Below are 12631 nucleotides of genomic sequence, written 5' to 3'. Positions count from 1 at the left end.
CCCGAGCGTCTGACCAGTGAGCAGAAACTCGCGCCCGATTGCGACACATGGGTGGGGTGTGGTCAGTGAACTGGGGAGGGACAAACAACTATCGAGCCGCCAGCAAGTTTGATCCTACCGGGAGATCAAAGCTTCATCAGAAGCGGCTTGTCTGAGCAGCGGTTGTCGTCCCAATCCATTTCTCAATGGTCAGAAGCATGCGAGTCGCAATCCATACACTAGGCACCCGCGGCGACGTGCAACCCTATCTCGCCTTGGCGCTCGGTCTGAAGCAGGCCGGACACGAAGTGCTGATCGCCGCGCCCTCGCAGTTCGAATCGTTCGTCGTGAGCCGCGGCATCGCTTTCGCGCATCTTCCGAGTGAATATCTCGCCCTCCTGGAAACCCCGGAAGCCAAGGCGGCAATGGCGGGCGGTGCGGGGTTTATGGCTGGCTTCAGGATGCTGAAGCAGTTCAGGCCGATCGGCCGCCAACAGCTCAGCGCCGAATGGCAAGCCGCCCGACGATTTCGTCCAGAACTGATCATCTATCACCCGAAGGCCATCGCCGCGGCGCATATCGCAGAAAAGTTATCCTGCCCTGCCGTTCTGGCTTCTCCCCTGCCTGGCTTCACACCGACAGCAGCGTTCGCGAGCCCGCTCGTGCCGTTCCGCTCGCTTGGCCCCCTCAACAGACTCACGCACAGCGCGATGGCTCACAGCGCCTACGCCCTCTTTCGCGGGATGATCGGGGAATGGCGGGCCACCGAACTCCACCTCGCAAACACGCCGGAGAAGAAGCTGCGGCCTCGCGCGACGCTCTACGCCTATAGTCCGCATGTCGTGCCCGTTCCGCCGGACTGGCCGAATACTGTCGCGGTGACTGGGTACTGGTTCCTGGGAGGCGACGACGTTTGGCAGCCTGACCCGCAACTCCAGCGCTTCGTAGAGGGCGATGAGCGGCCTGTTTATGTGGGCTTTGGCAGCATGCCAGGTGTCGACCCGACGTCCCTGACGAAACTCGTACTGGAGGCATTGGCCAAGGCTGGGAAACGCGGCGTTCTAGCGGTCGGCGGCGGTGCTCTTCGAGGCGATCTCGGAGCCAGTCACGTCCATTTCATCCAAGGCGCACCGCATGCGCAGTTGTTCCCGCTGATGTCGGCCTGCGTCCATCACGGCGGGGCCGGCACTACGGGGGCTGCGCTTCGAGCTGGCAAGCCGAGTATCATTTGTCCCTTCTTTGGCGACCAGCCGTTCTGGGGAAGGCGCATCGATGATCTGGGTGTCGGACCAAGATCAAGAGGAGTGAGGGACCTTTCAGCCGATTGGCTGGCCGCCGCGATCGCAGAGGCCACCGGAAATCCGTTGATTCAGCAGCGAGCGAACCGCCTTGGCGAAGCGATCCGCGTCGAAGACGGCGTCGCAAGCGCGATTGGCTTCCTGCGAAGCCAACACCTTCTCAATTAGGCCCGAAATTGCACAGGCCGATTCAAAAGGCTCGAGTTGCAATGCAAGTGAGCAGCCCTTGCGGCCGCTCAACGATCTGGACCTGCAGGTGCCTGCTCCTGGTCCACTGCAGGGCGAACGTCAAAGCGCCGCCGCCACAGCGAGTGGACACGCCGCCTTGATCACCGCTACTTCTTAAGGATGCCCGTGTTGGTGTTTCCAAGCTGCTGGACGGCGGCGTTTGCGGCTGGCGTGTTGTAAGACGGTCGAGATCCGCCACCCTCCTGACCGGACGGGGTCACGCCGAGTCTCTGGCCCGTCGTTCCCTGGCCTTTTGCATTGAGCGTGTTGGGCCCCGGCGAACCGCCGGTTCCGCTCAGCGTCGTCCCGTTCGAGAGCGTCGAGCCACCAGCGCCGCCCGAACCGGTTGCGCCCGCCCCTCCAGCGGAGGAAGCACCTCCCGAACCGCCTCCTGAGCTTTGCGCCATGGAAAACGAGATGGTGCCCAGAAGGACAGTCGCGGCCAAAACCAGAAGTCTCATCGTCCACCCTTTCCTATGCCAGCGCCTGAAACCGCTTGCTTCTTGTCACAGTTCCTAGCGGCGGCGAGCGATCCATGCTCCGGCCAGGAAAGCGACGAGCAAGGACCGTAACGGCGCCCTCACCGTCACCTCGCGCAACTGGTCGGCCCATCGCTTCGCCGGCTCTGGCGACGGCGTGCGGGCCTGCGGAGCAAAAGCTCCTCCTTGCTCTCCGGAACCCGGCCGCGGGCCTGAAGTCCGCTCCATGCCGCCCTGATCGTCCGTCAGCCCGGAGGCTTCGGTCATTGCCGCGGCTTCCTTCATGTCCATGCGTGTGCTCCATCCGTTGCGGAACAACTCGATCGATCTTGTGCCCGTCCGACCGAGGTGACAGGCTCGTTCGGCGACCGGGGGCGGCGGCTATGGCGTCGACATCGATGCGAACTATATGTTTGCCGAAGATCCCCGCCGTACCACTCCCTTGAAAAAGCCGTTGCTCATCTTTCTGTTCCTCGTCTTCGCACCGCTTGCCGCATCGGCGGCGAGATATTTTTGGCTGGATGATGGCCGCCAGAACTGGCAAACGGCCGACCGCTCCAGCGCGGGTCTATTGACCTCCGCGACCGACCACCGTGAGGCCGTCATCCGGGTGTTCGGAGCAAGAACGGTGAGATGGCGCGGCATCTTCGCGATTCACACCTGGATCGTCGTCAAAGAGAAAGATGCGCCGACCTACACAAGGTACGACTACACGGCCTGGGGCGAGCCGATCCGCACCAACGGCTTCGCTCCGGACGGGCGATGGTTCGGCGCTGTGCCTGAAATCGTCGTGGCCGTCGATGGCGAGCGTGCGGAGGCGCTGATCCCGAAGATCAGGCATGTGGTCGAAAACTACAGGTTTCGATCCTATGGAGATTACAGCGTCTGGCCTGGGCCCAATTCGAACACCTTCGTGCAGGCCGCACTCGATTCCGTCCCTGAGCTCCGGGCCGTCCTGCCGCCGACCGCGATCGGCAAGGACTTCCCGTACACCGGCAAATGGTTCGGCGTAACGGCGTCCGGCACGGGCATCTACGCCTCGCTTGCCGGATACATCGGCTTCTCGCTCGGCTGGGTCGAAGGTCTGGAGATCAATTTCTTCGGCGCCGTTCTCGGCATCGACATCCGACGCCCGGCGCTCAAGCTACCTGGCCTCGGTCGGCTTGGGGTAACCCCCGGCCTGTCGTGATGGAGAGCGAACTGCTTGGTTGGCCGCACCGTTTGTGGACTGCTCAGTGCTTTCGTAAGAGCTTGGATCGATAGAAGAGCTGGCTGCTTACTGACGTGATGTTTGTTCCTGCCGAGCATCTGTTGCGCTCAAGCGGGACCAATCAGGACGACGGAGCCTGTCGCGCTCATCGCCCTTCCTCACGGTTGCGGAATGTTCTTCTGACTGAGCCATGTCCGCATCTCGCCGATCTCCCGCCTTTGGGTGTCGATGATCTCGCGAGCAAAGTGCTGGTTTCGAGAATCCTTGCCGAACTTGAGGACGATCTCGGCCATGTCGACTGCGCCTTGATGGTGAGGGATCATGCCGAGCACAAAGGCTGTATCGGGATCAGCATTGGTGATGCCTCGCATCATCGGACCGTGCATGCGGTCCATGGCGGCGCGGTAGGCATCCGGAGCCGTCAACCCTATCGCCGCAGCGCCGTGCATGCCATGCGGATGTTCGGGGTTCGGCGTATGGGTCAGCCGCTCTCCAGCCAGCGTTCCGATGTCTCCTTCGAGGCCATAAATCGCAATGTGCAGTCCCCAGTAACCCGTTGTGAAAATGACTAGCGCCGCCGCAAGTCCGGCCGGGACGCCGGCAAGCCTTCGCTTGAGTGCGGGCAGGAAATGCACCTCACGACTATGATCGGCAGCAATGGCAACGACGACCGCCATGATGAGCGCGTGTCCGATCAGGTCGGTTCGCCCGAACGGATAGACGGCTGCGTTGAAGATGATGAAAAGAGCGATGGCCGACAGCCGGCGGACAAGCGGCGTCCAGATCAAGCCGAATCCCATCGTGAATTCGGCGACGCCTGCCATCGGAATAAATACGTCGCGCGGCATGCCGAAGGTCAAGAAGGGCTTTTCCTGCACGAGCGGGTAGAACCAGTCCGGATAGGCAAACTTTTCGAGGCTCGACCACATCAGTGCGATGGCGACGCCCCAGCGCAGCGCCTCGAAGCGATGGTTGCGCCATTCCGGATTGGATGAAGCCTCCAACACCAGATAGGCGGCGACACCGACTCCAAGCGCCAGGTAGTCCAGCAAATGGAAGACATCATAGTCGCGCAGCGCGAGTAGCCACAAGGCGATGATCCCGAGAGCCGCAAGTGGCTGCGTCTTGCGAGAGAAGATCAACCCGGCGATCAGGAGCTGGGTCCAGGACACCCATTCGGCCGGCGTTTTGAGATCTGGCGTCAGGTAGACGCCGCCGACGGCGAAGATCGCCACGAAGAAGGCGGCGATGACGACGCGCACGAAGTCGTCGAGGCGCATCCAGAGAGGGTCGGTGATGCGATCCATAGCCAGCAGGATCGTCTCGCCGGCGCTCGACTTCTCGATGGCTCGTGACGCGAGGAAGAATGCCAGCACGAGCGCAATGCCGGTCCAGAACCATACATTGGTCAACGTGGCCCCGATCGACTGTGGTGGCGCTCCGACAATATAGGGCGCAAACCATTTGACATGTGCGTGCGCCGGCACCGGGGCCGCCACCGATGCGAGGATGATCAGGGCCAGCAGGCAACCAGAGGAGCGAGGCGGCGCGGGATGGTTCAATTTCTGCTCCTCAGGTGGTGAGGTGACTAAAGCGTGATTGAGGCGGGCGGTAGGAGACGAGAACGCCAGAGCATGATGTCAGGGCGATGGCTCTTGTGATAGTTTAGACGTTGCCAAGCGTGCTCCCTACTCTTTCTTCAATCGAGCTGCATCACGGCGGACGCGCGCTGTATGCCGTACAATGCTGAGCGCGCGTACCGCCGTGGCAGCGGGCTATTGCGGCAGGTAGCCGCCGTTGATCACAAGTTCGGCGCCGGTGATGTAAGCGCGTAAGCACGCGTCGAAGGAGGCTGTGAGCTGGTTCACATGCTGTCTTAGTTAAACGGAGTACGGTTGGAAGAAGCCGGATAAGAGAAGGGCATCGCGTCGGCGCAGCGTCCGCTGCCGGAATTGGGCTTTTTCGGTCCAAACGTTTTCAGAAAAGTCATTTGCCATGTGTATTTTCACAAGCCGAGCCCGGCGCGCGGCAGGTCATAACCAAGCAAGCCGACCTTTCCTCTACCTTTTGGCTTCCATACTCTCGGCGGCCTGCGTCATTTCCTTTGCGAGCGCCGCGTCCGCTCAATGCGCGGCGCGCGACGTGTTGCAAAACAAGCTGAAGCTCAAGACGCGCTCGGCTCCGGCGTCGCAACAGCCTATTAAGTCCGCGCGCGACGTTGCGACATGGAAAACGATCACAATAGGTACCTTCGCCGACTCTCTTGCCTTGCGCAACGAACTCGACAGCAAGGGCTGCAATGTCGGTGGTCAAGCCGCTGAAATCCTTGCTAGGTCGACGTTCACCGTTAGCTCTCGGAAGACATATGTGGAGCTTCTCGATCTATCGCCTGCGCAGCTTGGATTCACGTCCGATACCGTGACTTTGGCTAACGTTTACGCACGCGCCCAGCAGTTCGGCCTCGAACTCGCTGCGGCCGAAGTCGGCCCGCAATTGCGTCTTCAATATTTCGACCAGCCTATCGGCGAATTTCTCATCATCGGAATGGACCCGATCAAGACATGGAGCGGCGAGCCGATCATTCTGAATGTGGCAAATGGCGGCGCCGGATTGATACTCATCGGCCAGGATGGTCGCTCCGAAGCGGATATACCCGTAGCATCTCGTTTCATTTTCGTTCGATCCCATCGACCGGCAGCTGGCCGCGACGTCGTCGGGCCAATAGCAGGAGCCTTTCCGCCGCCGTGAGCGGACCGACGCGCTTTTGCATCGAATGTCAGGTCAATTGGCCCTCAGCCGAACTGCCCATGACCGCCGCGAAGCCTGCTCTCGGAGAGAAACCGGACCGGACGAGCAGAGCGGTCGGACCGCAGCTTGTGACCCGTTGCGGTCATGCGACAACCCGCTCATTCAATCCGTTCCCTGCTGACGAACAGTCGTCGCGGATCGATGACTGCAGTATGATGGAACTGCTTATCGATGTGATAGGCGAATTCACCCGAAGCGGAGTTGCTGTGGTCGCAGAGACGACCATTGCTCCTCTCGCTTCCGATTGCGGCCCCCGCACTGCCGCGCGGATCATCTCGCGAGTCGTGATACTCGAGGCCGAGCGGACCGAGCGCCGAGACCTGCGTGACGTACTCACCTGATTTCGCCCAGTGGAAATGCCAGGTCTCGCCCGGGAGGACAATGACGCTCCCAGGTGGATAGGCCTTGAGCTTGTCGTCATCGAAGGCTTCTCCAAGGCCGATATAGAAGACCCCGGATATGACCGTGTAGATCCGGTCCTCCGGATGCTTGTGCGGCATAAGCTTCGTTCCGCGCGGTACTTTAACCCAAATTAGGTACGGCCCCGGTTCGGCGGGGTGACCAACCATAACAGCTAGACGTGCGCCCGCTGGAAACGCCGGGAACGGCTCCCACGTAATTTCTTCCGGCAGAATCGCTCGGAATGTATCCTCATCCAATTGATGCTCGAGGATCATAACCTCTCCTCTGCTAGCGAAGACCTGAGAGGGGGCCGCCTCGGGGCAGCCCCTTGTCGCGGATTCTCCGGATGGTTAGTTGTTCAGCCGGCCGACGTGATATCCGAGCCGGTTCTCAACATCGCCCGGCCGATGGAAGCCACGATCGAGCAGGATCTTGATTCGGCTCTGGCTGGCCGGACGCTGGACCGACGCGAGGAAAGCGTCCCATTCGGGCGCGATGTCCGCATCCGACGGCAGGCTCGCGACGTTGACCAGCCGCTTTGTCTCGGCGATCGCTTGCTTGTCGAAGGAGGCGATTCGTCTGGCCAGGGCGTCAACGAAGCCGTCGAGTTCTGCGTCCGTCAGCGATCGATTGACGTAACCGTAGCGTTCCGCAAGATCCCCGCTGATGTCATCGGCGCCTAGCAGCACCTCAAGGGCACGACCCCGGCCGATCAAGCGCGGGAGCCGCGCCATTGGGCCGCCGCCCGGCACGAGGCCAGCGCCGACTTCCCATTGCGACAGGATCGCATTTTCGCGGCTCGCAAAGCGCATGTCGCTCGCCAGCGCCAGTTCGCTGCCAACGCCGGTGGCGCGGCCACGGACCATGGCGATTGACGCGACCGGCGCGCGACTCAGACGGACCAGCAGGTCAGGTAGCGCCTGCAGTCCGGTGGCCCCCGGCGGAATCTTCGTCGACTCCTCCAGCGGGGCGAAGAAATTGTAGTGCGTCAGGAAGAAGCCCTCGACTGCGCTGTCGAACACGACCACCTTGACCTGCGGGTCGGTCTCGATCGCCGTGATGATTTCGTTGAGCTGCGGAATGTTCTCGGGCCCAAAGATATTCAGCGGCGGAAGGTCGAAGGTGACGCGCCAATAAGATGGCGTGCGGCGTTGCAGCCTGATGCCGCGGGTGGCTGCAGGCTTCAGGAGCTTGAGCAGCGCCTCGGCGCCGGCCTTTGACGAGGCTGGATTCTGGCCGGTGACGAGCCTTCCGTCGGTGACGACAAAGCTCTGCCAGTCCGGCGCCTTTTCAAATAGCCCGCCCAGCCGCCTCAATTCGTCTTCGACAAGGAACGGCACGACCTTCGTCAACCCAACCGCTTCTTCCTCACTGTTGGTGAATCCGGCCACGCGCTTGCCCTTCACGATCGGCTCGCCGTTGTATGTGACGTGCCGGAGCACGCCCGGCGCATGGCAGACGGCCGCCACCGGCTTGCCGGCGTTGTAGAAGGCTTCGATCAGCGCGACGGAATCCGGATCCTCGGCGAGGTCCCACATAGGGCCGTGACCACCCGGATAGAATACCGCATCAAAGTCTGCGGGCTTCATCTGCGACAGCTTGCGCGTATTGGCAAGAACCGCCTGCGCTCCGGGATCCTGCTTGAATCGCCTGGTCAGGTCGGTCTGACCTTCCGGCGTATCGCTGACGGGATCGAGCGGCGGCTGACCGCCCCGGGGCGAAGCTACGGTGATGTCCGCGCCGGCATCAAGGAAGGTGAAGTAGGGCGCCGCAAATTCCTCGAGCCAGAAACCGGTCTTGCGGCCGGTGTTACCGAGTTGATCGTGCGAAGTCATGACCATCAGGATTCTCATTGGAAACTCCCATTGTCGGCGCCATCAGGTGAACACGCCGTGTTTGGTTTGAGTGGCAAGGGGCGTCAGGTGCTGATGGGGGCGCGCAATATCCTCGCGCGCCTCCATTTTTCAGGACGATTGACGCAAAGAGCGGAACGAGGCGCGCATCTCCGCGCTGAACAGCTCGGGCTGCTCCCAGGCGGCGAAGTGTCCGCCGCGATCAAGCCGGTTGAAATGGATCAGCTTGGGATAGGCACGTTCCGTCCAACTCCGTGGGGCGGCGTAGATCTCGTCCGGGAACACGCTCACTGCGACCGGAATAGTGACATTCTTCGGCTGGAAGAACTGAAGCTTGTTCTCCCAATAAAGTCGCGCCGATGACATTGCCGTGTTCGTCACCCAGTACAGCGTTATGTTGTCGAGGATGTCGTCCCGCGTGAGCCCGGCGGTCTCGCCGCCGAAGACTCGGGCAATAAGCTGATGGCTGCGTGTATCGTGGTCGAGGATCCATGCTGCGAGGCCGACCGGCGAATCCGTGATGCCGTACAGCGTCTGCGGCCGGTTGGCCATTTCGATAGCGTAGCCGAGGCCGTGTTTGTAGAAGAAGTCGAGCTGGTTCCACGCGTTCTGCTCTTCGAGACCTGACGGCTGCTTCCCACCGGCCTGGAGCGAAGCCGCAACGTCGTCAGGAACAGTTGCAGGCATGTTGGTGTGGATGCCAACAAGTTCGGGTGCGCCGAGAAGCGCCATCTGTTCGGTGATGGCGTTGCCCCAGTCGCCGCCTTGCGCGACGAACCGCATGTAGCCGAGCCGCTTCATCAACACGATCCAGGCGCGCGCGATGCGCTGCGGATCCCAGCCGGTGGTCTCGGGCTTGCCGGAAAACCCGTAGCCGGGGATCGACGGGATCACCACGTCAAAAGCATCCGACGCTGCCGCCCCGTGGGCAAGGGGATTAACCAGGCGATCAACGATCTTCAGCTGTTCGATGATCGAGCCGGGCCAGCCATGCGTTACGATCAGCGGCAGCGCATTGTCGTGCCGGGACCGAACGTGAATGAAGTGGATGTCAATCCCGTCAATCTCGGTGATGAATTGCGGCAGTGCATTGAGCCGTGCTTCCACCTTGCGCCAGTCGTAGTCCGTCTGCCAGTACTGGACCAGCTTCTTGACGGTCGCGAGCTGCACGCCCTGACTGTCGTCAGTCACGGTCTCCTTCTCCGGCCACCGCGTCGCGCCGAGGCGGTGACGAAGGTCGATCAAAGTGGCCTCGGGAACATGGACGTGGAAGGGGCGGATTTCGCCAGCGGTCTTGCCCGAGGCGGGCTGCAACGGCAGAAGGCTGACGGCTCCCGCGGCGACGATGCCCATGGCGGCGGTACCCAGCAGTTGGCGGCGATCCTGGTCGATCGTTTCGGAAGTGGACTGCGCGATCATTTTAATCTCCTTGGTTTGCGGGCCGTCGATATGGCCGGCCAGGCGGTTCGTGACGCCGCCACACTTGCGCAGAACCTGGGAGATTGCTCGTTAGGTGATGTAAAAGCGCGTTATGCTCCGCTGGGCCGCTTGCTTGCCTCGCGATAACGCGAAGCGTCGCCCACCGAGAATGATCAGGACTGGAGCAGGCCGCGAGCCGACTGCAAATCGGCTGTCTCAAGCCCCTCACTGAAGCGAGCCAACGTCTGGGCTAAAGCCGTCAGCGCGGATTTCTTGCCCTGTTTGCCGGAAAGCACGACCAGCGTAATCTCGGAGCGCAGCCGCCAGGACAACGCGCCTTGCGTCTCGGCGAGTTCAATGGATGATTTGAGGCTCTGCCTCGCGCCGTCTTCGTCGCCGCCCTGGGCCTTCAGCTTGCCGCGAAGCCGGAGCAACTCCGGCATATCAAAAATCTCACCGCCGGCGGATGTACGGGACATCGAGTTGTCGAGCGCTTCAAGCGCTTCCTCAACCCGCCCTAGCCGGCCTAGCCCTTGCGCTAGGTCGGCGCTGAACCCGGATGCGTAGAGTTCGTAGCGGTCGGCGTGCAGGCGGGGCAGCACGTCGTGGAGAAGATCGACGCCGTCCTTCACGTCGCCGCGGGCTACCATCACCTGACCACGGAATCCGTCGGCCACGGCCTGATACGGAACGAAGCCGTGCATCAAGGCGTGTTCGCTCAGGCGCGCGGTCAATTTTTCCACGCTCGCCCAATCGCCGACCCAGCCAAATACTGATGCAGCCCAGCACAGCGCGATGCTGTACATCACAACGTCTTTTGGCGCGGCATCATTGGTGACCGCACGGGCGAGTTCCACCGCTTGATCAGGAAATCCCCGCAACCACAATGTTCGCGCCAGCGGAATGCGTGGCGTGCGCGCAAAGGCGAAGTGGCTGGGACCGGCAACGCGCAGCGCGATGTCGTTTTGCATGGCCTTTTCGAGGTGATGCTGCGCAAGGATCTGATTGCCGGCCAAATGATGGGAAACGCCGAGCAGGACGCTTGCTCCGGCAAGTCCTGCGGGATCGCCGATCTCGCGTGCCACTTCCTCGGCTGCCTCCGCGGACGGTACCAGGCGGTCGCATTCGCCGGTTCGCCGGTAGAACATGTTGAGGCGCGACAGCAGCCGGAATTGGTTGGGTCGATCCGACAATTTCCTTGCGACGGAGAGCCCTCGTAGCAGCGCGGCCTCGGCCTGCTCGCTGTTGCGCTCTGTGAACATGGCTGCGTGACCGAGCGCCGATTGCAGTTCGATTTCCCAGATTCCGCCGCGGTTGGTGTCGTCGAGCGCTCCGAGGGCGCGTTGCGCCACCCGGCTGCACTCGTTGAGCAGGTTCAGTTCGACGAGCAGCGGAGCACTAGCGCCGCTCAAGGGAACGCGCAATTCTGCCGCACCTTCATCCGAATAGGCCCATGACAGCGCGGCACGCACGTCGCCGAGCAGTTCGGAGCGCGCCGGCAGGCCTAGGGCATTTCCGTTCGACCCGCTACGGACCAGCGCGCTCATCACGTATTCCGCGTGCCGTCGCGCGATGGTATTGGCCTCGCCGCTTTCGCTGAGCCTTTTCAGCGCGTAGGTCCGGGTGGTGTCAAGCAACCGATACCGCATCGACGATTTGATTGGCCTGGCTGACAGCAGGGACTTGGCGACGAGTTGCCCGATCATGTCGATGACCTGCTCGTCGTCGGGCTCAGCTCCGGCAACCGCTATTGCAGCTTCCAGGGTGAACGCCCCGGCGAACACGGCAAGCCGCCGAAGCGCCAGCCGTTCGGCGTCGGTGATGAGATTGTAGCTCCAGTCCAGCATTGCGCTCAGCGTCTGGTGGCGCGGCGGTGCCGTACGACGCCCCCGCCATTCCAGTTTCAGCCGACCGTCCAGCAGCGCATCGATCTCGCGCAGGCCGTGCGCGCCGAGGCGAACGGCCGCGAGCTCGATGGCGAGCGCGATGCCGTCGAGTTTCTCGCAGATGCCGGCGAGGAGCCGCATATTGTCGGGACTCATCTCCACGCTGTATCCAGCCGCCGTCGCTCGTTCCGTAAAGAGCCGGACCGCCGGATAGGCCAGCATCTCCTCCGATGTGAGCGCCTGGTCCGCGGGGGGGGTTGCGAGCGGCGGCAACTCGACGATCTGCTCTCCCTGAACCAGCAAGGATTCTCGGCTGGTGGCAAGAATGCTGGTGCCAGGCGCCTGCAGATAGATGGCTTCGGCGAGCCGTGCGGCATGTTCGATGACGTGCTCGCAGCTGTCGAGAATGAGCACGACGCGCCGGCCGCCCAGGAATTGCACGATACTTGAGGTCGGGTCCGCGGTTTGCACGACCAGATTGAGCGCCGAAGCGACGGTGCTTGGAACAAGCTCGCCTTCCTTCAGGGGCCCAAGATCGACGAAGCGCACTTCCTGCGCGCGGCCCGACAATGCGTGGGCAACCGCAAGCGCAACCGTCGTCTTCCCGATGCCGCCAGGTCCCCGCAGCGTAATGAACTGCTCGGCGAGTAATCGCTCCGAGAGGCGCTGAACCACATCTTCCCGTCCGATCGTGCGGGTCAGCAGCAGCGGAAACGACGGTTCGCCCGAGACCATTGCCGCCGGCTTCGGGGCATCCTGCGCCGGCTGGCGCTGTTCGATGGTCGCAACGAAGCAGTATCCCCGATTGGGTACGTTGGTGATGAAGCGCGCACCGTCCTTGCCGTCGCCGAGCACCCTTCGGATCTCTGCGATGTGGACGCGGAGACTGGCCTCGTCCACCGTCAGGTTCGGCCAGGCGTGCGCCAGCAACTCGTCCTTGTGAATAATGTCTCCCGCACGACCAACCAGCAGGCACAGAATGTCGAGCGCGCGGCTACCGATCTTGACGGGACCCTGATCTTTTTCGAGCAATCGGGATTTTTCGTAAAGACAAAACCGGCCGAATCTT

Annotated in this window: 9 protein-coding genes and 1 pseudogene; 3 read left to right on the top strand and 7 right to left on the bottom strand. The window is 62.1% G+C overall.

What is annotated here, in order from left to right; genetic code table 11:
• The first annotated feature begins 197 nt into the window (after positions 1 to 197).
• Positions 198 to 1445, top strand: a complete 1248-nt coding sequence (locus tag I6F12_RS08580) for a glycosyltransferase (protein WP_225155968.1) — start codon at positions 198 to 200, stop codon at positions 1443 to 1445.
• Positions 1446 to 2020: 575 nt separating this feature from the next.
• Here the strand turns inward: I6F12_RS08580 and I6F12_RS08575 are convergent.
• Positions 2021 to 2275 carry a hypothetical protein gene (locus I6F12_RS08575; RefSeq protein ID WP_036022803.1) on the bottom strand — a complete coding sequence of 85 codons (255 nt, stop codon included), beginning with the start codon at positions 2273 to 2275 and terminating at the stop codon, positions 2021 to 2023.
• Between the two features lie 163 nt (positions 2276 to 2438).
• Between I6F12_RS08575 and I6F12_RS08570 the strand changes: the two genes are divergently transcribed.
• Positions 2439 to 3173: a DUF3750 domain-containing protein gene (locus I6F12_RS08570; protein WP_036000436.1), complete on the top strand. Its 735-nt coding sequence runs from the start codon at positions 2439 to 2441 to the stop codon at positions 3171 to 3173.
• A gap of 179 nt (positions 3174 to 3352) precedes the next feature.
• On the opposite strand, the gene I6F12_RS08565 is transcribed toward I6F12_RS08570, so the two are convergent.
• The gene (locus tag I6F12_RS08565; RefSeq protein ID WP_225141693.1) at positions 3353 to 4756 is read right to left on the bottom strand and encodes a DUF305 domain-containing protein; all 1404 of its coding nucleotides are present in this window, start codon (positions 4754 to 4756) and stop codon (positions 3353 to 3355) included.
• 433 nt (positions 4757 to 5189) lie between these two features.
• Here I6F12_RS08565 and I6F12_RS08560 point away from each other — a divergent pair, with 433 nt between their 5' ends.
• On the top strand, positions 5190 to 5942 hold the full coding sequence (locus I6F12_RS08560; RefSeq protein WP_050995868.1) for a hypothetical protein: 753 nt from the start codon (positions 5190 to 5192) through the stop codon (positions 5940 to 5942).
• A 158-nt stretch (positions 5943 to 6100) separates the two neighbouring features.
• Here I6F12_RS08560 and I6F12_RS08555 read toward each other — a convergent pair whose 3' ends face one another.
• The 5 genes and pseudogenes from I6F12_RS08555 to I6F12_RS08540 all read right to left on the bottom strand — a co-directional run bounded on the left by I6F12_RS08555 (position 6101) and on the right by I6F12_RS08540 (position 12594).
• The gene (locus I6F12_RS08555) at positions 6101 to 6679 is read right to left on the bottom strand and encodes a cupin domain-containing protein (protein ID WP_225155967.1); all 579 of its coding nucleotides are present in this window, start codon (positions 6677 to 6679) and stop codon (positions 6101 to 6103) included.
• Between the two features lie 75 nt (positions 6680 to 6754).
• The gene (locus I6F12_RS37140) at positions 6755 to 7603 is read right to left on the bottom strand and encodes an enoyl-CoA hydratase/isomerase family protein (protein ID WP_050995869.1); all 849 of its coding nucleotides are present in this window, start codon (positions 7601 to 7603) and stop codon (positions 6755 to 6757) included.
• Positions 7589 to 8257: pseudogene (locus tag I6F12_RS37135) on the bottom strand (type 1 glutamine amidotransferase domain-containing protein); the annotation flags it as partial. The pseudogene I6F12_RS37135 and the gene I6F12_RS37140, both read right to left, overlap by 15 nt.
• A gap of 111 nt (positions 8258 to 8368) precedes the next feature.
• Entirely contained in the window at positions 8369 to 9676 is a 1308-nt protein-coding gene (locus I6F12_RS08545; protein WP_225155966.1) for an epoxide hydrolase family protein, read from the bottom strand.
• A 173-nt stretch (positions 9677 to 9849) separates the two neighbouring features.
• Positions 9850 to 12594, bottom strand: a complete 2745-nt coding sequence (locus tag I6F12_RS08540) for a winged helix-turn-helix domain-containing protein (RefSeq protein ID WP_225125637.1) — start codon at positions 12592 to 12594, stop codon at positions 9850 to 9852.
• Between the last annotated feature and the right edge of the window lie 37 nt (positions 12595 to 12631).

It is taken from the genome of Bradyrhizobium sp. IC4059, assembly GCF_020193615.1.
Lineage (GTDB): Bacteria > Pseudomonadota > Alphaproteobacteria > Rhizobiales > Xanthobacteraceae > Bradyrhizobium > Bradyrhizobium yuanmingense.
Note: the sequence above shows the minus strand (reverse complement) of the source record. Positions and strands in the feature narration are given on the sequence as shown.

Bases quoted from the DNA above. Each gene is read 5' to 3' on its own strand.
- I6F12_RS08580 (WP_225155968.1), top strand. From the start codon at position 198: ATGCGAGTCGCAATCCATACACTAGGCACCCGCGGCGACGTGCAACCC.
- I6F12_RS08560 (WP_050995868.1), top strand. From the start codon at position 5,190: ATGTGTATTTTCACAAGCCGAGCCCGGCGCGCGGCAGGTCATAACCAA.
- I6F12_RS08575 (WP_036022803.1), bottom strand. From the start codon at position 2,275: ATGGACATGAAGGAAGCCGCGGCAATGACCGAAGCCTCCGGGCTGACG.
- I6F12_RS08545 (WP_225155966.1), bottom strand. From the start codon at position 9,676: ATGATCGCGCAGTCCACTTCCGAAACGATCGACCAGGATCGCCGCCAA.
- I6F12_RS08555 (WP_225155967.1), bottom strand. From the start codon at position 6,679: ATGATCCTCGAGCATCAATTGGATGAGGATACATTCCGAGCGATTCTG.